This is a genomic window from Kribbella solani (assembly GCF_014205295.1).
GTDB lineage: Bacteria > Actinomycetota > Actinomycetes > Propionibacteriales > Kribbellaceae > Kribbella > Kribbella solani.
On record NZ_JACHNF010000001.1, the window covers coordinates 4,403,524 to 4,422,454 of the forward strand.

The 18,931-nt window shown below is 69.2% G+C and carries 18 protein-coding genes; 4 read left to right on the plus strand and 14 right to left on the minus strand.

Annotated elements, in window-relative coordinates:
- Window positions 1-137 precede the first annotated feature (137 nt).
- On the plus strand, window positions 138-1,298 hold the full coding sequence (locus HDA44_RS20005) for a WD40/YVTN/BNR-like repeat-containing protein (RefSeq protein WP_184836638.1): 1,161 nt from the start codon (window positions 138-140) through the stop codon (window positions 1,296-1,298).
- Between the two features lie 47 nt (window positions 1,299-1,345).
- Here the strand turns inward: HDA44_RS20005 and HDA44_RS20010 are convergent, their stop codons facing one another.
- Together HDA44_RS20010 and HDA44_RS20015 are read right to left on the minus strand one after the other, a co-directional pair.
- The gene (locus HDA44_RS20010) at window positions 1,346-1,768 is read right to left on the minus strand and encodes a DUF2000 domain-containing protein (RefSeq protein ID WP_337906172.1); all 423 of its coding nucleotides are present in this window, start codon (window positions 1,766-1,768) and stop codon (window positions 1,346-1,348) included.
- Between the two features lie 53 nt (window positions 1,769-1,821).
- A complete protein-coding gene (locus tag HDA44_RS20015) occupies window positions 1,822-2,649 on the minus strand; it encodes a M55 family metallopeptidase (RefSeq protein WP_184836640.1) in 828 nt (275 codons plus the stop codon).
- Window positions 2,650-2,672: 23 nt separating this feature from the next.
- Between HDA44_RS20015 and HDA44_RS20020 the strand changes: the two genes are divergently transcribed.
- The gene (locus tag HDA44_RS20020) at window positions 2,673-3,464 is read left to right on the plus strand and encodes a helix-turn-helix transcriptional regulator (RefSeq protein ID WP_184836642.1); all 792 of its coding nucleotides are present in this window, start codon (window positions 2,673-2,675) and stop codon (window positions 3,462-3,464) included.
- Here HDA44_RS20020 and HDA44_RS20025 read toward each other — a convergent pair.
- The 8 genes from HDA44_RS20025 to HDA44_RS20060 all read right to left on the minus strand — a co-directional run bounded on the left by HDA44_RS20025 (window position 3,436) and on the right by HDA44_RS20060 (window position 13,227).
- Window positions 3,436-3,666, minus strand: coding sequence for an SCO4848 family membrane protein (locus HDA44_RS20025; protein ID WP_184836644.1), 231 nt, complete (start codon window positions 3,664-3,666; stop codon window positions 3,436-3,438). The two genes, HDA44_RS20020 and HDA44_RS20025, sit on opposite strands and share 29 nt — an antisense overlap.
- Window positions 3,667-6,426: an AAA family ATPase gene (locus HDA44_RS20030; protein WP_184836646.1), complete on the minus strand. Its 2,760-nt coding sequence runs from the start codon at window positions 6,424-6,426 to the stop codon at window positions 3,667-3,669.
- 194 nt (window positions 6,427-6,620) lie between these two features.
- A complete protein-coding gene (locus tag HDA44_RS20035) occupies window positions 6,621-8,153 on the minus strand; it encodes an amino acid permease (protein WP_337906176.1) in 1,533 nt (510 codons plus the stop codon).
- Window positions 8,154-8,287: 134 nt separating this feature from the next.
- Window positions 8,288-9,007 carry a FadR/GntR family transcriptional regulator gene (locus HDA44_RS20040; protein WP_184836648.1) on the minus strand — a complete coding sequence of 240 codons (720 nt, stop codon included), beginning with the start codon at window positions 9,005-9,007 and terminating at the stop codon, window positions 8,288-8,290.
- A 74-nt stretch (window positions 9,008-9,081) separates the two neighbouring features.
- Window positions 9,082-9,870, minus strand: coding sequence for a 3-oxoacyl-ACP reductase (locus HDA44_RS20045; RefSeq protein ID WP_184836649.1), 789 nt, complete (start codon window positions 9,868-9,870; stop codon window positions 9,082-9,084).
- Window positions 9,871-11,217, minus strand: coding sequence for an aldehyde dehydrogenase family protein (locus HDA44_RS20050; RefSeq protein ID WP_184836651.1), 1,347 nt, complete (start codon window positions 11,215-11,217; stop codon window positions 9,871-9,873). It lies immediately after the preceding gene.
- A complete protein-coding gene (locus HDA44_RS20055; RefSeq protein WP_184836653.1) occupies window positions 11,214-11,942 on the minus strand; it encodes a gamma-glutamyl-gamma-aminobutyrate hydrolase family protein in 729 nt (242 codons plus the stop codon). Before HDA44_RS20055 ends, HDA44_RS20050 begins: the two co-directional genes overlap by 4 nt.
- Window positions 11,923-13,227 carry a glutamine synthetase family protein gene (locus HDA44_RS20060; RefSeq protein ID WP_337906178.1) on the minus strand — a complete coding sequence of 435 codons (1,305 nt, stop codon included), beginning with the start codon at window positions 13,225-13,227 and terminating at the stop codon, window positions 11,923-11,925. The genes HDA44_RS20055 and HDA44_RS20060 overlap by 20 nt, the downstream gene beginning before the upstream one ends.
- Before the next feature lie 303 nt (window positions 13,228-13,530).
- Here HDA44_RS20060 and HDA44_RS20065 point away from each other — a divergent pair, with 303 nt between their 5' ends.
- Window positions 13,531-14,436 carry a zinc metalloprotease gene (locus HDA44_RS20065; protein WP_238352493.1) on the plus strand — a complete coding sequence of 302 codons (906 nt, stop codon included), beginning with the start codon at window positions 13,531-13,533 and terminating at the stop codon, window positions 14,434-14,436.
- 46 nt (window positions 14,437-14,482) lie between these two features.
- Window positions 14,483-15,619, plus strand: coding sequence for a D-alanyl-D-alanine carboxypeptidase family protein (locus HDA44_RS20070; protein WP_184836657.1), 1,137 nt, complete (start codon window positions 14,483-14,485; stop codon window positions 15,617-15,619).
- Between the two features lie 3 nt (window positions 15,620-15,622).
- Here the strand turns inward: HDA44_RS20070 and HDA44_RS20075 are convergent, their stop codons facing one another.
- The 4 genes from HDA44_RS20075 to HDA44_RS36745 all read right to left on the minus strand — a co-directional run bounded on the left by HDA44_RS20075 (window position 15,623) and on the right by HDA44_RS36745 (window position 18,899).
- The gene (locus HDA44_RS20075) at window positions 15,623-16,675 is read right to left on the minus strand and encodes a YihY/virulence factor BrkB family protein (RefSeq protein WP_184836659.1); all 1,053 of its coding nucleotides are present in this window, start codon (window positions 16,673-16,675) and stop codon (window positions 15,623-15,625) included.
- A 28-nt stretch (window positions 16,676-16,703) separates the two neighbouring features.
- Complete coding sequence (locus HDA44_RS20080; protein WP_184836661.1) at window positions 16,704-17,216, minus strand: 2'-5' RNA ligase family protein; 513 nt, start codon at window positions 17,214-17,216, stop codon at window positions 16,704-16,706.
- Window positions 17,213-18,265, minus strand: a complete 1,053-nt coding sequence (gene trpS / locus HDA44_RS20085; RefSeq protein ID WP_184836663.1) for a tryptophan--tRNA ligase — start codon at window positions 18,263-18,265, stop codon at window positions 17,213-17,215. The genes HDA44_RS20080 and trpS overlap by 4 nt, the downstream gene beginning before the upstream one ends.
- 181 nt (window positions 18,266-18,446) lie before the next feature.
- Window positions 18,447-18,899, minus strand: coding sequence for a hypothetical protein (locus HDA44_RS36745; protein WP_202887458.1), 453 nt, complete (start codon window positions 18,897-18,899; stop codon window positions 18,447-18,449).
- Window positions 18,900-18,931: the final 32 nt, after the last annotated feature.

The following is an 18,931-nucleotide window of genomic DNA, read 5'->3' on the forward strand; positions in this document are numbered from 1 at the left end:
GTTCCGCCGGGTGTGACGCGGCTCGGCCGCGCGCCTTCCGCCGGGTGTGAGGTGGGTGGGCCTGGGGGCAGATAGGATTCTCCCGCCGACCTGATCCCTGACCTCGCCGGGGACCTATCTGACCCCGGGGGGTGAGCGTGCAGCGCCTGCGTGAGGTCCTCGACCGCGTGTACCGCCGGCTGGTGGACCTGCTGGAGCGCTGCGGCCTCCCCCGGAGCATGCCCCCGCTGCTCGTCCTCGGGGTGCTCGCCGTGGTCACCTCCCTCGTGCTCGCGGTACTGGCCGCGACCGGCCACCGGGGCGAGACCGGCGCGGACCCGGTGGTGATCTCCCCGGCGGCGGCCGGGCGGCCCGGCAACGCCGTGGTGAACGCGTCCCGGGCGCAGGTGCTGTCGATGACGATGGTGACCCGGAACCGCTGGGCGGCCGGCTGGTCCGACTGCACCAGCGGCCCGAACTGCAAGTACGCCGCGGTGATCGACCGGGACGGCGCCCGCGCGACCGCCCCGGAGTGGCCGGTTCCGTACGTGACGCTGAAGTCCGGCAACGAGGCGATCGCGATCGCCCCGCCGCGCGAAGGCACGCTGACCGGCGACACCACGATGATGTACCAGCTCACGTACGACGGTCCGCTGCTGACCCGGATGCGGTACCGGCTGTCCACCTCCACGTTCCAGCGCGGCGAGATCCTGTCCGACCGGATCGTCCCGGGCCGGATCGTGGTGGTGAACCCGCAGGAGTCGTCGGTGCGGATGCTCGACACCCGCGGCACCCGGTCGCCGGTCTGCGACCGGACCAGCCGCTGCTGGGTGCTGGGCGGGATCGGCCGGACGGACGTGCTCTGGACCGACGACGGCGGCCGGACCTGGGGTACGCGGGCGCTAGACAGCCACAACCAGCTCGGCCAGCTCGCGGTCAGCCCGAACGGGCGCACGCTGGTGATGACGGCGGTCACGGTCGGCGACAACGGGCAGACGGTCGCGTCGATGCGGATCTCCACCGACCGCGGCGGCAGCTGGCGTACGGTCGACCACCCACCGCCGGCCCTGAACACCCCGCCGCTGGCGTTCGACGACGGCACCGCGCTGATGCTCGGCGGCCGCGGAGGAGAACGCCCACGGCTGTACCGGGTCCGCGACGGCGCCGCCAACCTGGACCGCGGCTACCCCGGTGACCTGGCCGACCTCGAAGGCGACGCCCAGTTGATGTACGGGTTCGAGGTGCCGAAGCGACGCACCACCGAGGTGGTTCTGAGCACCGACCAGGGCAAGACCTGGACCAAGTTCGCGCCGCGCTGAAGCCCGGCCGCCCGAGCTGCGGCCGTTCGCGCCGGAGCGATACCTGGTCAGGGGTGCTTGGTGGCACCCTTCAGGACCTTGTCGACGGCGTTCTTGGGGCCGTAGAAGGCGATGCCGACCAGGTCCAGCCCGGCGGTATGGACTGCCTTGACGGCCGCCCGGTTGTCGCGGTCGTTGCCGGTGCTGAACAGGTCCTGGGTGAAGATCGCGTGCTCGAGCTGCCGCGTCAGCGCCCGCTCGTGCGCGGTCGTCATGAACTCCTTGGACCCCTCGAACACCATCACCGGCTGGCGGAACATCGGCAGGTACGCCGTACCGTCGGCGTCCTCGTAGGGCGCACCCACGACTTCCGGATGCGTACCGGCGATGCCGCTGACCAGGAAGGCGGTCACGTTCAGCCGCTGCCAGCCGGCCAGGTCGTCCCGGAGCAGCACGGCAATCTTCGTGTCGAACTTGATCGGATCATCCACGGCACCGATCGTCACCCACGGCACGGGCGCGGGTCTTGTACGTTCCTAACCTGCTAGCAGTAGGGCGGGTTTGAGGTGACGGATGAACAGACCCGCAGGAAGAGGTTGAACAGCCGGTAGAGCTGGAGGGTGTCTGCTTCCACTACGACCGTGCGGTCGTCGCGGCGGCTGACGCCTGGGATCGCGGTCAGGTGGGACGCCACCGACGCCGACTGCCAGCGTACGGCGAGCGTGTGCTGACCGGGCTCGTGCTTCGCCAGCCTCAAGTCCGTGAGTGCCGCGGCGGTCGTGGTCTCGATCGCCTCCCGCGCCTCGCCGACCGGTACGAGCTGCGCCGCGAACCGGTCCTTGGCGAACTTCACCGGCACCGTGGCGATCGCCGGATCCCACGCGGTCGCCTCGTCACACGCCGCGTCGTCGCCGGTGAGCAGCGCGAGCGGTACGCCATACGCGGCCGCCGCGGCGTGGAACATGCCGATCTCCCCGGTCACCCGGTCGTCCAGCCACATGTCCTCGATCTCGTGACCCATGTAGCTGTGACTCAGTACGCCGAGGACGCCCGCCCGCGCGTGGAAGCCGACGCACAGCGCCGCGTCGTACTCGGGAGTCAGGCCCTCCATCATCCCCATCGGCTTCGGCCGGCCCTTGATCAGCCGGGCCCGCGGATCGAGCAGCTCCGGGAGCAGGTTGCGCATCGGGCCGTGCGCGTCGTTCACCAGCACGGCGGTCGCACCGGCCGCGTACGCGCCCCGTACCGCCGCGTTGACGTCCTCGGTCATCAACACCCGGCCGCGCTCGTAATCCCGCCCCGGCGGCTGCACGTCCTCCGCGTCCACGACCCCGGTGACGCCTTCCATGTCCGCACTCACATAGACCTTCACAGACAGGAGCGTATGTTCTGACTATGAGCGGTCGCGCCACGGTTCGGGCGTGGCGGCCCGGGGTGGCCGGGGTCGTCGAGGTTCTGCATGCGCATTTTCCGTCGCATACGTACCCGAGTCACACGCACGACGCCTGGACGGTGCTGATCGTCGACGAGGGCGCGGTGCGGTACGACCTGGATCACCGGGAGCACGGATTGGCTCAGGCGCAGGTCTCGTTGTTGCCGCCGCATGTACCGCATGACGGGCGGTCGGTGCGGCCGGAGGGTTTCCGGAAGCGGGTGCTTTACCTGGCGCCCGAGCGGCTCGGCGACAACCTGATCGGCGCCGCGGTGGACCAGCCGGAGTACGTCGACCCGCTGTTGCGGCACCGCATCCACCAGCTGCACGGCGTACTGGAGAACGGCCAGGAGGATCTGGAAGCGCAAAGCAGACTGACGCTGATCGAGGAACGTCTCGGACAGCACCTGCGACGGGACGTGATCGCTCCACCCGACCGCTACGACGCCGGGGTGGCCGTACGGCTCCGGGAGCTGTTGGACGCGCATGTCACCGAAGGCATCACCCTGGAAGCGGCGTCCAGGCTGGTGCGCGCGCATCCGGCGCATCTGGTGCGGGCGTTCAGCCGCGAGTACGGACTGCCGCCGCACCGGTACCTGACCGGCCGACGGGTCGATCTCGCCCGGCGGTACCTGCTGGACGGGCATCCGGCGGCGGAGGTCGCGTCACTGGCCGGGTTCTACGACCAGTCGCACCTGAACCGGCACTTCAGGAAACTGCTCGGTGTCACACCGTCGACTTTTGTGAAGTCTTAGCCGCCTTGTACGCGCGGACGCCCCACGTACCGAGCAGTGCCGCGATCAGCAGGTTCACGATGATCAGGATCGTGTGGGCGACGTAGTACCCGGTCGGGCGGTCCTCGGTGTCGATCAGCGCCTTGATGAAGCGGATGTACGTGATCACGTTCCAGGCGGCGATACCGAGCAGGACGAAGGCGTGTTTCTTTTCGAGCTTCACTCAGCCATTGTTACCGGGCCGGTCGACCGTGCGGAGCAGCTGGGTGCGGTTGGCGACGCCGAAGCGGCGGTACAGGCGGGTCAGCTGGGACTCGACTGCCTTCACCGACAGGTACAGCGCGGCGGCGATCTCGCGGTTGGTGGAGCCGTCCCGGACCATCGCGACGATCTGCTGCTCGTTGTCGGTCAGCTCGGACGGCTGCCTGGTCCGGCTCGGAACGTCCAGCCGGGCCAACTCGGTCTCGGCCACCTCGCGCCAGGCTGGCGCGCCGTACGCCTCGAACTGCTCGATCGCGTCCAGGAACGCGGTTCGGGCGACCGAGCGGCGGCGGGCCTGCCGGGCGACCCGGCCGCGGGTGAGTTCGCAGCGGGCCAGGTCGAGCGGGTACACCCGGTCCCCCGCCGTCCGGATCGTTTCTTCGAGCAGGTCCAGTGCGGCGGCCGGGTCGCCCTGCTTGGCAATCAGCAGCGCCTCGGAGCGGGCCAGACCGATCAGGATCACGGCCCGGTCCAGGTTCCGCGCGCGAGACCGGATGTCGGCGATCAGCGCGGCCGCGTCGTCCAGCCGGCCGGCCGCGACCAGCGCCTCGGCGTAGTCCGCGTGCCACGGGATGATCGCCGGGTCGTACGGCATCGCTGCCTCGCCGGATGCCGCGATCGCGTCGAACGCCTCGACCGCCCGCTGCGGATCGCCGGTCAGGACGCCGATCATGCCGAGGCTGGCCAATGCCGGGCCGGTCCACTCGTCGTTGCCGGCCTGGCGTACGCCGTCCAATGCGGCTTCGGCGAGCTGCCGCCCGATCACCGCCGTACCGCCGGCCCACTCGGCACGGGCCGCCGCGACCAGGCCTACCTCCGGCTCGTCACCGATGTCCTGCATCAGCTGGTAGCACTCGTGTCCGGCGGCCAGCGCGTCCGCGCCACGACCGCTGCGCTCGTAGATCGCCGTCGCGGAGATCAGTACGGAGGCCAGCCAGCGCATCGCGCCGTGCTCACGGACCTCATCCACCAGCGCGTTGATCGCGGCGATCGCGGGTGCCGTACGCCCGTGGAACAGCTCCTGCATCGCGGCCATCTGCCGCGCGTTGACGACCGACCGGGTCAGCGGCAGGCCCTGCGCCAGCTCGGCCGCCTGCTGCAGCACGGCATCCGCGGACTGACCCGCGTCCCGGGCCATCAGCACCGAGCTGAACGCGCTCAGCGCATCCACGACCGCCTCGGTGTCGCCGGCCGCCCGGGCGAGCTCCTCGGCGGTCCGCGCGTCGTCCAGCGCGTCATCGAGACTACGGTCGAAGTACTGGCTGTGGCTGCGCTCGATCCGTACCCGCGCCTCCAACCGCTGATCGCCGACGGCCGCCGCGAACGCTTCTGACAGCAGCTCCACCCGGCGATCCCGCTCCGGCCAGACCGCGTCCGCGCACAGCAACAGCGCGGGCACCTTGGTCTCGGCAGTCGTCGCGGTCTGTACGGCGAGCCGCGCCATGTCGGCCGACTCGGCGAGATGACCGGCGGCCGCCGCATCGTCGGCGGCCCGGGTCAGTCGGCGGGCACGCTCATCCGGTTGCGTTCCGGGCGTACGGTCCGCGCTCAGCCGCCAGAGCGTCGCGGCGGCACCGGGCGCACCACGACCGGCGGCGACGGTGGCCGCCTCCTCGATGGTGCCGGCCAGCTCCGCGTCGGCTTCCTGGGTGGCCAGCGCCCGGTGGGTCGCGTTCTCCACCGGTTCGTCGACCACGGCCGCGAGTTGGGCGTGCGCCTGGCGACGGGCGGCCGACGTTGCTTCGGCGTACACGAACTCGCGCAGCAACGGGTGGGTGAAGCGGAGCCGCTCGGCCGAGATGTCGATCAGCCCCAGCGTCTCGGCCTCGACCAGCTCGGCGTCGATCGGGCGGCCGAGCGAACCGGCGAGCTGGGTCGTGGTCGGGCGCGGCGATGACGCGGCGTGCAGGAGCAGCTCGTGCGCGCACGGCGTCAGGTCGGAGAGCCGTTCGCCGAGCAGGGTCTTCAGCCGGCTCGAAACCGGGAGCGGGTCGTTCGGCGAGACGTTCTTCGGGTGCCGCAGGACGGCCCGGCCGAGCTCCAGGGCCATGAACGGGTTGCCGGCGCTCGCGGTGAAGATCCGGCGGGCCGTACGCACCGGGAGCGGGTCGGACAGTCGCTGGCGGAGCAGCCCGAGCACGTCCGGTTCGGTCAGCGGCGGGACCTCAAGCTGCAGCGCGGGCTCCGGGCACGCCTCGGCCATGACCGGGAGGTCACCGTCCGCGACCTGCTCGGTCGCCAGCATGTGTACGCCCTCGGACAGCCGGCGCGCACAGAACGTGAGCACCTCCAGGCTGGACGGGTCGACCCACTGGATGTCGTCGACGACCAGCAGGACCGGCCCGGTCGTGGCGAGTCGCCGAAGCACATGCAGGACGGCGAGACGTACCGCCAGCTCGTCACGCACCGTGTCCGGCGCGCTGGCCTTGAGCAGGGCGACCTCAAGCGGCTGCCGAAGGTGGTCCGGCAGTACCTGCCAGCAGAAGTCGAGCTGGCTGGACAGCAGATCGAGCAGCGTGACGTACGGCAGGCCGGCCTCGGAGTTGGACGGCGCGGCGCTCAGGATCCGGCAGCCCTTGCGCCCGAGATCCGCGACCAGCGCGCGACCGAGCGCCGACTTGCCGATGCCGGTCGGGCCGTACAGCAGCACGCTGCCACTGGTCTCGAGCTGCTTGGTAGCACGCTCGGCCAGCGCTGTACGTCCGACCAGCTCGTCAGTCATCCAGTCTCCTCGAAGGCCACTCCTTCATGATGCGGCCCTCGCCGAATGTCACAGCTTCTGACCGTTCGACACGGCGAGTGTCACATGAGGAAAGTTTCCGGTCACCATCCTGTCATCGTTCGCTGCTCAGTTCCGAGCAGTCAGCGCGGCACGATCGTGCCGGGGCACCGAACGGTCTCCCGGCGTACCAAGGGTCAGATCGACTCCAGATCACGCTCGATCGCGGCCAGTTCGGCCTCCGTACCCTGCACTTTCGGGCCGGTGAACCAGTGCCGGGCCGAGATGAACCAGTACGCCGCCGCGAAGCCGAGCACGACCAGTACCGCGACCGGCGTGTAGTTGAACGTGCTACCGGTCACCGGGCTGACCTGCGGCAGCATGAACAGGATCGTGATGAAGCAGACCCAGACGATCGCGACGATCCCGATCGGGCGGCTCCAGCGGCCGAGATGCCACGGTCCCGGCTGGAAATGGTCACCCTGCAACAGCCGGAGCAGCGTCGGCAGTACGTACGCGATGTAGAGGCCGATCACCGCGATCGAGGTCACCGCGGCGTACGCGGTCGCGTTCCACAGGTACGGCAGACCGAGGACGAAGGCGCCGCCCGCGGCCAGCCAGATCGCGTTCGTGGGTGTCCGGGTGCGGTGGTTGATCCGGTGCCAGAGCTTGGAACCGGGCAGCGCGCCGTCGCGGGAGAACGCGTAGATCATCCGCGAGTTCGCCGTCACCGAGGACATCCCGCAGAACAGCTGCGCGCCGATCACCACCAGCAGCAGGATCTTGCCGGTCACCGATCCGACCGCGTCGATGAAGATCTGCGCGGGCGGTACGCCGGTCTTGCTGCCGAGCGCCCCGTCGTAGCTCTGGATCGCGAAGGTCAGGCCGATCAGCAGCACCCAGCCGGCCACCAGCGACACGATGATCGACATCACGATCCCGCGCGGACCGGAGCGGGCCGCGTCCTTGGTCTCCTCGGTCATGTGCGCGGACGCGTCGTACCCGGTGAACGTGTACTGGGCGAGCAGCAGGCCGAGCAGCGCGACGTAGAACGTCGATCCCCAGCCGGTGTTGTTGACGAAATGGCCGAACACGAACGAGGCCGACTGGTGCTTGTCCGGCACGATCACGAGCGCGCCGACGATGAACAGTACGCCGAGGATGTGCCACCAGACGCTGATGTCGTTCAGCTTGGCCACCAGGCGTACGCCGAGTGAGTTCAGCAGGGCGTGCACCAGCAGGATGATGCCGAACAGCAGGATCGTGTGGCCGGGCGTCGCGCTGAAGCCGAACTGCAGGTCCAGGAACGCGTTCAGGAAGAACGCCGCGCCGAAGTCGATCCCGGCCGTCACGGCGACCTGACCGAGGAAGTTGAACCAGCCGGTGAACCAGGACCAGGCCGCGCCGTTGGACGGGGCGAGTTTCGCGGCCCAGTAGTACAGACCGCCGGCGGTCGGGAAGCTGGAACACACCTCGGCCATCGCGAGCCCGACGAACAACGTCATCAGCCCGACCACCGGCCAGCCCCAGACGATCAGCACCGGGCCGCCGGTGTTCATGCCGAAGCCGTAGAGGGTCAGGCAGCCGGACAGGATCGAGATGATCGTGAACGACACCGCGAAGTTCGAGAACCCGGACATGGTCCGGGACAGTTCCTGGGCGTAACCCAACTGGTGCAGGCGTTTCTCGTCGTCGGTCATCGGGGCGGATGCGGACAGTTCCTCGCTCACTGGGGCCTCCTCGGCACAGCCGTACGCCGCAATGGTCTCCCCGCAGACCTTTAACTCATTGAGGCATGGGTCACATCGGCTGTCAAGAATCAGCGCGCTTCCAGCTCCCACCCGATCAGGCCAGACCAGCCCGATCAGGCCAGGAAGGCACGGAGCAGGGCGGCCGTACCCGACAGGTGTTCCTGCATGGCGCGGCGGGCGGCGGCCGGGTCGCCGGTCAGGATCGCGGTGACGATCACCGCGTGCTGCACGTTCGAATGCGCGATGTTGCGTTCCAGCAGCGGGATCGCGTCGAGCAGTTCGTTCAGGCGCATCCGTACATCGGCGACGGCCGACGTCAGGGACGGTGATCCGGTCACCTCCGCGACCGCGAGGTGCAGGCGCGAATCCAGCCGGCGGTAGTCGGTCAGGCTGGCGGCGGCGTTCTCGTCCAGGCAGCGCCGGAGGTGGTCCCGCTCGGCCGTCGTCAGCTCCCGGGCCGCGGCGGCCTCCGCGGCACCGGTCTCCAGGACGTTGCGCAACGTGAGCGCGTCCTCCAGGCCGTCGGCCAGGTCACGGGCGATGCGTTTGGCCGGCGTACGCGGTGGTTTCGGCAACTCGGCGTTGACGAACGTGCCGCCGTACCGGCCGCGGCGGGACTCGACGTACCCGGCCTCGGTGAGCGCGTGGATCGCCTCCCGGAGGGTGACCCGGCTGACGCTCAGCCGGGCCGCCAGCTCACGCTCCGGCGGCAACCGGTCGCCCGGGCCGACGACCCCGAGCTTGATTGCCTGCAGCAACCGCTCGACCGTCTCCTCGAACGGGTTCCCGGCCCGCACCGGCCGGAACACCGCTTCGTCTGCCTGAACGACCATGCCTCAAGACTAGGCGCCACGCCGAGCGCGCCGCGGGAGGCGACGACGCCGGCCGCGCCCACCCGCCGCGTGGACTAGAGCGGGGTCACGTAGGCGCCGGAGATTCCCCCGTCCACCAGGAAGGTGTTCGCGGTGATGAAGGAGCTGTCGTCGCTGGCCAGGAAGGCGACGGCGGCGGCGATCTCCTCCGGTTCGCCGAACCGGCCCATCGGGACGTGGATCAGGCGGCGCTGGGCCCGCTCCGGGTCCTTCGCGAACAGCTCGGTCAGCAGCGGCGTGTTCACCGGGCCGGGACAGAGCGCGTTCACCCGGATCCCCTGCCGGGCGAACTCGACGCCGAGCTCCCGGCTCATCGCCAGTACGCCGCCCTTCGACGCCGAGTACGAGATCTGCGACGTGGCCGCGCCCATCACCGCGACGAACGAGGCGGTGTTGATGATCGACCCCTTGCCCTGCCGCTGCATGTACGGGATCGCGGCCTTGCAACACAGGTACACCGAGGTCAGATTTACCTCCTGGACCTTCCGCCACGCCTCCAGCCCGGTGTCCAGGATCGAGGCGTCGTCCGGCGGCGAGATGCCCGCGTTGTTGAACGCGATGTCCACCGCGCCGTACGTGTCGAAGGCCTGCTTGAACAACTGGTCGACCGCCGCCGGATCGGTGACATCGGTCGGCACGAACAACCCGCCGACCGCGTCCGCGGCATCCTTGCCCGCGACCGGGTCGACGTCGCCGATCACGACCCGCGCGCCCTCCGCCGCCAGCCGCCGAACCGTCGCCAGGCCGATCCCGCCGGCGCCGCCGGTCACCACCGCGACCCGGCCCTCGAGCCGATGCGCATTGCCACTGATGTCAACAGGCATTCAGTCCTCCGTGGAGATGAAGATGTTCTTGGTCTCGGTGAACGCGGCCGGCGCGTCCGGGCCCAGCTCCCGGCCGAGGCCGGACTGTTTGTAACCGCCGAACGGCGTCGAGTACCGGACCGACGAGTTGGAGTTGATCGAGAGATTGCCGGCTTCGACGCCGCGACCGGCCCGGATCGCCCGGCCGAGGTCCCTGGTCCAGATCGAGCCGGACAGGCCGTACTCGCTGTCGTTCGCGATCCGGAGCGCGTCGGCCTCGTCCGTGAACGGGATCACCGCGACGACCGGGCCGAAGATCTCTTCCCGCGCGGCGCGTACGGTCGGCGGCGCGAGCACGGTCGGCGGGAACCAGTACCCGTCCCCCGACGGCGCGGTCCCTTGAAACGCAGGGTTCTCGACGTACGCCGCGACGCGTTCCAGCTGCTGCCGCGAGATCAACGGACCCATCTCCGTGGCCGGATCATTGGGGTCACCAACCTTGAAGTCGCGGACCGCCGGTTCGAGCAGTTCCATGAACCGGTCGTACGCGGTCCGTTCGACCAGGATGCGACTGCGCGCGCAGCAGTCCTGCCCGGCGTTGTCGAACACGCCGTACGGCGCCTGCGCGGCCGCCTTCTCCAGATCCGCGTCGGCGAACACGATGTTCGCGGACTTGCCGCCCAGCTCCAGCGTCACCCGTTTCACCTGGTCCGCGCACCCGGCCATGATCTGCTTCCCGACCGTCGTCGACCCGGTGAAGACGATCTTCCGGACCGCGGGATGGGTGACGAAACGCTGCCCGACCACAGTCCCCTTGCCGGGCACGACTTCGAGTACGCCGGGTGGCAGACCGGCTTCCAGCGCGAGTTCGCCGAGCCGGATCGCGGTCAGCGGAGTGAGCTCGGCGGGTTTGAGTACGACGGTGTTGCCGGCCGCGAGCGCCGGGGCGAATCCCCAGCCGGCGATCGGCATCGGGAAGTTCCACGGCACGATGACGCCGACCACGCCGAGAGGTTCCTGGAAGGTCAGATCGATGCCGCCGGCAACTGGGATCTGCTTGCCGAACAGGCGTTCCGGGGCGGCCGAGTAGTACGTCAGCACGTCGCGGACGTTACCGGCCTCCCAGCGGGCGTTGCCGATGGTGTGGCCCGCGTTCTCCACCTCGAGCGCGGCCAGGTGCTCCAGGTCCTGGTCGACCGCGTCGGCGAACCTGCGCAGCAGTCGGCCACGGTCGGCCGGTGCCACGTTTCGCCAAGTTTCAAAGGCGTTCGCGGCCCGGGCGATCGCGGCGTCGGCGTCGGTTTCCGAGGCGAGCTGGACGGTCCGGATCACCTTCTCGGTGGCCGGGTTGATCACGTCGTACGTCATCTGGTGCTCCTGATCAGGGCTGTGAAGAGCCGCAGGTCATCGCGGGTCTCTTCCGGGTGCCACTGGATGCCGAGGGCAAAGGCGCGGTCCGCCACTTCCGCCGCTTCGATCGTCCCGTCGCCGGCGCGGGCGGTGACGGTCAGGGCGGGCGCGAGTACGTCGATCGCCTGGTGGTGGTAGCAGCTGCCGGTCGCCTGCGCGCCGAGGATGCGGTGCGTCAGGGTACCCGGCTCGACCTTGATCTCGGTGCTGCCGAACGCTGCCGGCGCCGGGCGATGGTCGTCATGGGCAACTACTTCCGGCAAGTGCTGGTGGAGGGTGCCGCCGAGGGCGACGTTCAGTACCTGCAGGCCGCGGCAGACCGCGAGCAACGGCAGGCCAACTGGTCGGCCAGGACGCTCCCATTCCAGGGCCGCCTGGATCAGCGTGGCGTCGTGCTGGTCTCGGCCGGGACTGGTGCCGATGGTCTCGGGATGGGGCGTCGCGCCGTACGCTGCTGGGTCGACGTCGCATCCACCGGCGATGACGAGCCCGTCGAGTACGCCCAGGACCGAGGGGTCCGTGCCGACCGGGGGCAGCAGTAGTGGCGTGCCACCGGCCGCGACAACCGCGTCCAGGTAGACGCGCGGAAGCAGAGCTGCCTCGCGTTGCCAGATCCCCCAGATGGCCGGTTCGAGGTACGTGGTGATGCCGATGCGCGGCCGGTCAGAGGCGTTCGAAACCACGGACTCGCTCCCAGTCGGTGACGGCGGCGTCGTACGCGTCCAGCTCGACCCGCGCCGCGTTCGCGTAATGGTCGACCATTTCGTCGCCGAAGGCCGTCCGCGCCAGTTTTGAGCCGGTGAAGAGCGCGGCCGCTTCGCGCAAGGTGGCCGGCACGTGCTCCTTGTCGGACTCGTACGCGTTGCCTTCCAGCAGCGGCTCGAGCTCCAGTTCGTTCTCGATGCCGTGCAAGCCGGCCGCGATGATCGCGGCGACCGCGAGGTACGGGTTCACGTCGCCGCCGGGGACGCGGTTCTCGACCCGGAGCGAATCGCCATGGCCGACCACGCGCAGCGCGCAGGTGCGGTTGTCGAGGCCCCACGCGACCGCGGTCGGCGCGAAACTTCCCTTCGCGAATCGCTTGTAGGAGTTGATGTTCGGGGCCAGCAGATAGCTGAACTCGGTCAGGCAGGCGAGCTGACCGGCGATGAAGTGCTCCATCAGCCGGGAGAACCCGTGGTCGCGATCACCGGCGAGTACGGGCGCGCCGTCGGTGGACCGGAAGCTCAGGTGAATGTGGCACGAGTTTCCTTCACGTTCGTCGTACTTGGCCATGAACGTGAGGCTCTTGCCATGTTTCGACGCGATCTCCTTCGCGCCGGTCTTGTAGATCGAGTGGTTGTCGCACGTCGCCAACGCTTCGGCGTACCGGAAGGCGATCTCGTGCTGACCGAAATTGCACTCACCTTTCGCGGACTCGACGTACAGGCCGGCACCGGTCATGCCGTTGCGGATGTCCCGGAGCAGCGGCTCGATCCGGGACGTACCCAGCAGCGAGTAGTCCACGTTGTACTGGTTCGCCGGCGTGAGGTCGCGGTACCGCTTGTCCCAGGCCGCTTCGAAGGTGTCGCCGAAGACGATGAACTCCAGCTCGGTCCCGACGTACGCGACGAGATCGCGCTCCGCGAGCCGGTCCAGCTGCCGCCGCAGCACCTGCCGAGGCGAGGCGATCACCGGCGTACCGTCCAGCCACTCCACGTCGCACATCACCAGGGCCGTGCCTTCGAGCCAGGGCAGCAGCCGCAACGTGTCTAGGTCCGGAGCCATCACCAGGTCGCCGTAGCCTCGCTCCCACGACGACATCGCGTACCCGTCCACCGTGTTCATGTCCACGTCGACCGCGAGCAGGTAGTTGCACCCCTCGGTGCCGTCCTTCAGTACCTCCTCCAGGAAATACCGAGCGCCGCACCGCTTTCCCTGCAACCGCCCCTGCATGTCCACGATCCCCACCAGCACCGTGTCGACCACACCCCCCTCAACCAGCCTGCGCAACTCGCCAACACTCAGCACGACCACTCCCGGAGTCTATTGGTCTACGTACAGTCCATTGACGCAGGCCGGGCCGACCGGTGTCAACGGCAGGCGCGGCGGTGCCGTGGCACTGAACTGTCAGTGAACGGGTTGGCACTGTGCGGAATCACGGCGAAAATCTCCGGATTCGGCCGCACCGCCCAAGCGGCCCGATCCTGGAGGACCGCCATGCAGTCTTCAATACCTTCCCCGCCCCACCACCCCGGTCGGTTCATTACCCGCCCCCGTGTACTGGCTGTCATGCTGGCCGGTACGGCGCTGGTGTTCAGTCCGCTCGGAGGGCAGGCCAACGCGCAACTGCCTGCCGATCAGACCGGGAACCCAGCCTGTTTCACGCCTGAAGAAGGAGCCGCCGCCCGCGGTGGGTTCGGCGCCGATCACCGGGACCTGTCGGTGACCGAGCAGAAAGCGATCGAGGCCCGGACCGCGCAGATCCTGAAGGCCAAGCAGGCGCGTGGACTCGCGCCGAAAGCCGGCAAGCTGGCGGCCGCGACCGTGCCGGTGTACGTGCACGTGATGCGGAGCGCGAGTGGTGCCGGGGATGTCACCGCCACCCAGATCAGCAACCAGATCGCCGAGCTGAACCAGAACTTCGCGGGCGGTGAGTCGTCACAGGCCGCCAACACCGGGTTCAGCTTCACCCTGGCCGGCACCTACCGGTACAACAACGACACCTGGCACCGCGACGGCGCGAGCACCACGTACCGGTCCCAGACCCGCAAGGGCGGGAAGAACGCGCTGAACATCTGGCTCGTCGACTTCTCCTACCTCGGGATCGCGACCTTCCCGTGGGACTACGCGAACAACCCGTCGATCGACGGCATCCGGGTGCAGTACACCTCGCTGCCCGGTGGTTCGGCGACCAACTACAACCTCGGCAAGACCGCCTCCCACGAGGCCGGGCACTGGTTCGGGCTGTACCACACGTTCCAGGGCGGCTGCACGAGTACGAACGACTCGGTGGCCGACACGCCCGCCCAGAGCAGCGCCTCCAGCGGCTGCCCGACCGGCCGTGACTCCTGCTCACTGCCCGGCCTGGACCCGATCCACAACTACATGGATTACTCGTACGACTCCTGCTACAACCAGTTCACCCCGGGACAGTCAACCCGGATCAGCAACATGTGGACTGCCTATCGCGCATGAGACCCGTTTGTGACATCTGGACCATCGGCCAACTAGAGTGCGGCCGATGCGTTTGCTTCTGACGGCTTGCGCGACCGCCGCACTGGTGGCCGCCGGGCCCGTGACAGCGACCGCCGCCGGCCAGGGCTCACAAGGCCCGGTCGGCGGCGACCTGCTGACCGCGAAGCCGACGGTGGTCGCCACGGGGGCGTCGCCGCCGGCGGTGCAGGCGTCGGCCTTCGTGGTCGCCGACCTGGACACCGGTCAGGTACTCGCGGCCAAGGCACCGCACGCCAAGCTCCGCCCGGCCAGTACGCTCAAGACGCTGACCGCGCTGGTGCTGCTGCCCCGGCTGAAGAAGACCGATCCGGTGATCGGCTCGGACGCCGACGCCCGCATCATCGGCAGCAAGGTCGGGGTGTACCCGGGCCTGCACTACACCGTCGACCTGCTCTTCCAGGGCATGTTCCTGGCCTCCGGGAACGACGCCGTGCACGCGCTCTGCGCCCACGACCAGGGCGGCGTCCCGGCCACCATCCAGCGGATGAACGCGAAGGCCAAGGACCTCGGCGCGCTCGACACCACCGTCACCGACCCGACCGGCCTCGACGCCGACGGGCAGTACTCCAGCGCGTACGACCTGGCGCTGTTCGCGCAGGCAGGACTGTCCCGGCCCGACTTCGCCAAGTACGCGTCGACGAAGTTCACGAACTTCCCGAATGCCGGCAACAAGGGCACGTACCAGGTCGCGAACCAGAACAAGTTGCTGTTCAGCTACGACGGAGCGCTCGGCGTCAAGACCGGGTACACGACGCTGGCCCGGAACACGTTCGTCGGCGCCGCCCGGCGGAACGGTCACACCCTGGTGGTGACGATGATGAACGCGCCGCACGGCATCACCGAGGACGCCGCCAACCTGCTGACCTGGGCGTTCGCCAACTACGGCAAGCTCCAGCCGGTCGGCACGCTGGTCAGGCCGGCCGCCACGCCGCCGAAGACCACGACCGACCACAAGGCCACCACCACCGGCCCGGAACCAGGCCCGGACCGGCCCGACCGCAGCCGCACCGTACTCAGCCCCGGCCAGGCGATGCAGTCCCTCGCACTCCGGATCCCGATCTGGGTGTACGCGGCCCCGCCCGTCCTCCTACTCGGCCTGTTCCTCCGCCGCCCCCGAACCCTCCGCCGCGGCCGCCGCCACTAAGCGCTAACGCCTACGCACCGACCGGGCAGCACGTACGGCACCAACGGCCAATGTAGTCAGAGTCGCACCGAGTACCGCGCCGGCTGCTACCGCGACCGTATCTGCCTTTCGCTCCGGGATCGGCACCACCTTGTACCGCTTCCCCGGCGGCCCCAACAGCAACGGCTCCTCGGCCGCCTGTGCCGCCACGGGAGCGTCCTCGGCCTCCTCGGCTGTTCGGGCATCCAGGGTTGCTTCCTTTGCCCAGGCGGCGATCAGCATGATCACCCGGGTCATCAGGTAGATCCAGACCAGCAGCGCCAGCGGAAGCGCGAGGGCGCCGTACGCGGCGTTCGAACCGATCACGTGGTCCACGTACACGTTGCCGAGCTTCTGAGCCAGGTAGAACACGACCCCACCGGCCGACGCGGCGATCAGCGCGACCTTCCGCGGCAGGATGATCCGCGGCAGAGCCGTCTCCAGGTACAGGAAGAGCACCGCGCCGGCGCCGATCCCGACGACCACGCTGATCAGGTCGAAACCCCAGTTCGCCAGCCAGGTACCGGACAGGTCGGTGGCCTCGACGATGCGCTTGGACAAACCGGTCAGCACCGACGACGCGCCGGTCGCGATCAGCCCGATCAGGCCGAGGCCGATCATCGCGGCCAGGTCCGCCAGCTTCAGCTTGATCGCGTTCCCGGGCTGGTCGTCCAGCTCGTGCATGGACCGGATCGACGCCCGCATCGAGTCGATCCAGCCGAGACCGGTGAGCAGCAGCGACACACCCGAGATCAGCCCGATCGTGCCGGCGTGCTGGATCAGCCCGTCGATGTCGATGTTCTTGCCGATCCCGGGCAGGTTCTGCTGGATCGCGTCCTTCAGCGCCGCCACCGCGTGCTCGCCGAGCAGCGGCCCGGTGATCGCCGCCGCCAGCACGATCAGCGGGAACAGCGACAGGAACCCGAAGAAGCTGGTGGCGCCGGCCAGCCGGTTCCCGCGCCGGTCACCGTACCGGTTCCAGGCCCGCCACAGCCGCGTACGGCTGAACCGTTTCCAGGCGGCCTTCAGCGTCTTCATCGTTCTCCTGTACCCGTGCCGAGGAGAGTCAGCCTGCCAGCGGGAACGATCGTTGCGGCCGCCACACGCCGTCGGCACCGTGTTCGTACCGGCTGAAGTACTCCACGTCGAAACCACAGTCGTACTCGGACAGGGCGTCGTACGCGCGGTCCAGCGCGTCCTTGCCCAGGTCGTGCGCGACCGTGACATGCGGGTGGTACGGGAACTTGAGCTCGACCTGCAACGGGCCGGACCGGACCTGCGACTGCAGCACCTCGCAGGACGAGATGCCCTCCGCGAGCGGCACGAACACCACCGGCGAGATCGGCCGGAAGGTCGCCGTACCACGCAGCCGGATCCGGAACCGCGGGAACCGGGCCGCGACCGCGAGCAGGTGCTCGTCGATCGCCGCCAGGTCGTCCGCCGCGATCTCGGTCGGCGGCAGCAGCGTCACATGGGTCGGGATCGACGCGGCCATCGGATCACCGAAGTCGGCCCGGTACTTCTGCAGCTCGCTCCCGTACGGCTCCGCGATCGGAATCGCGACACCGATCGTGGTCATGCGGTGGCCGGGCCTGGTACGAAGCCGAGGCGGTCGTACACCTTGGCCAAAGTCGGCGCGGTGACCGCGCGGGCGCGCTCGGCGCCGGCGGCCAGGATCGCGTCCAGCTGGGCCGGGTCGTCCAGGTACGACAGCGCCTTCTCCCGGAACGGCGTGACGAACTCGACCACGACGTCGGCCAGGTCCTTCTTGAAGTCGCCGTAGCCACGGCCCGCGTACTCGTCCTCGAGCTCGCTGATCTTCCGGCCGGTCAGGGCCGAGTAGATGGTCAGCAGGTTCGCGACGCCGGGCTTGTTCTCGACGTCGAAGACCACGTCCCGGCCGGAGTCGGTGACCGCGGAGCGGATCTTCTTCGCGCTCGCCTTCGGCTCGTCCAGCAGGTCGATGATGCCGGCCGGTGACGAGCTGGACTTGCTCATCTTCGCCGTCGGGTCCTGCAGGTCGAAGATCTTCGCGGTCGCCTTCACGATGTGCGCCTCGGGCAGCCGGAACGTCTTGCCGAACCGGTGGTTGAAACGCTGCGCCAGGTCGCGGGTCAGCTCCACGTGCTGGCGCTGGTCCTCACCGACCGGGACCCGGTCCGCCTGGTAGATCAGGATGTCCGCGGCCTGCAGGATCGGGTACGTGAACAGGCCGACGGTGGCGCGGTCCGCGCCGCCCTTCGCGGTCTTGTCCTTGAACTGGGTCATCCGGCTGGCCTCGCCCATGCCGGTGATGCAGGACAGCGCCCAGGCGAGCTGAGCGTGCTCCGGCACCTGCGACTGGACGAACAGGGTGGACCGCTCCGGGTCGATCCCGGCCGCGAGCAGCTGCGCCGCGGACCGGCGGGTGCGCTCGCGGAGCGCCTTCGGCTCGTACTCCACCGTGATGGCGTGCAGGTCGACGACGCAGTAGAACGCGTCGTGGTCGTCCTGCAGAGCCACCCACTGCCGCAACGCGCCGAGGTAGTTGCCGAAGTGGAAGGAGTCCGCCGTCGGCTGGATCCCGGAGAGCACGCGCGGGCGTCGCTGGGAACCGGCTGCGGAGGGGTCAGACGCAGCATGGGACATGGGCCCGATTCTGCCAGCGAGGAGAGATCACTCCACACCCGGGCGGGTCTATGCGTCCATAAGCCAAGAACTATGCCCGCCTCGCTCCGCTCGGCGGGGTTGTTATGGGGGGGGCAACCGGGCGGAGGTGGTGCCGGGCCGACGCGCACCCCTCGGTGCGAAGTGACGCCCAGGCGTGGGGTTACCAGGTCCAGCCGCGGGCGGAGAGTTCTTGTTCTTCTTGCCAGCGTTTTTGTTCGGAGTGGGGTTGGGCGGGGGTGGTGGGGACGCCGGCCAGGCGGCAGGCTTCGTCCAGGAGGTCGTCGTAGGCGGCCTCCAGTGCCATCAGCCGGTGCGCGCGGGCGTAGATGTGCGGGGTGGACTCGACCGTGCGGATCTTGCTGGACAGGCAGGTCAGCCGGGTCTGCAGGCGCAACGTGTCGAACGGATCAGGAACCGGCACCGGCGGCGGGCGCAAGCGTGCAGGCAACCGGGTACGCAGGCGGGCGTGCAGCCAAGCGCGGGGGCGCTTGAGGCGTCGGGTGATGCGGTCCTGCAGGTCGCGGCGCCGGCGCGAGGGTGGTGGGTTCGGCAGGATCAGGCCGAGCAGGACGCAGAGCACCAGGAACAACCCCAGTGAGAACAGCCACGCCATCGCACTCACTCTCCACTTCAGAGCGTACGGCG

What these genes read in the sequence shown, in the direction of transcription:
- trpS (WP_184836663.1), bottom strand. Translation starts at nt 18,265, where the DNA reads ATGTCCCATGCTGCGTCTGACCCCTCCGCAGCCGGTTCCCAGCGACGC.
- HDA44_RS20030 (WP_184836646.1), bottom strand. Translation starts at nt 6,426, where the DNA reads ATGACTGACGAGCTGGTCGGACGTACAGCGCTGGCCGAGCGTGCTACC.
- HDA44_RS20040 (WP_184836648.1), bottom strand. Translation starts at nt 9,007, where the DNA reads ATGGTCGTTCAGGCAGACGAAGCGGTGTTCCGGCCGGTGCGGGCCGGG.
- HDA44_RS20065 (WP_238352493.1), top strand. Translation starts at nt 13,531, where the DNA reads ATGCTGGCCGGTACGGCGCTGGTGTTCAGTCCGCTCGGAGGGCAGGCC.
- HDA44_RS20075 (WP_184836659.1), bottom strand. Translation starts at nt 16,675, where the DNA reads ATGAAGACGCTGAAGGCCGCCTGGAAACGGTTCAGCCGTACGCGGCTG.
- HDA44_RS20020 (WP_184836642.1), top strand. Translation starts at nt 2,673, where the DNA reads ATGAGCGGTCGCGCCACGGTTCGGGCGTGGCGGCCCGGGGTGGCCGGG.
- HDA44_RS20045 (WP_184836649.1), bottom strand. Translation starts at nt 9,870, where the DNA reads ATGCCTGTTGACATCAGTGGCAATGCGCATCGGCTCGAGGGCCGGGTC.
- HDA44_RS20050 (WP_184836651.1), bottom strand. Translation starts at nt 11,217, where the DNA reads ATGACGTACGACGTGATCAACCCGGCCACCGAGAAGGTGATCCGGACC.
- HDA44_RS36745 (WP_202887458.1), bottom strand. Translation starts at nt 18,899, where the DNA reads ATGGCGTGGCTGTTCTCACTGGGGTTGTTCCTGGTGCTCTGCGTCCTG.
- HDA44_RS20080 (WP_184836661.1), bottom strand. Translation starts at nt 17,216, where the DNA reads ATGACCACGATCGGTGTCGCGATTCCGATCGCGGAGCCGTACGGGAGC.
- HDA44_RS20070 (WP_184836657.1), top strand. Translation starts at nt 14,483, where the DNA reads ATGCGTTTGCTTCTGACGGCTTGCGCGACCGCCGCACTGGTGGCCGCC.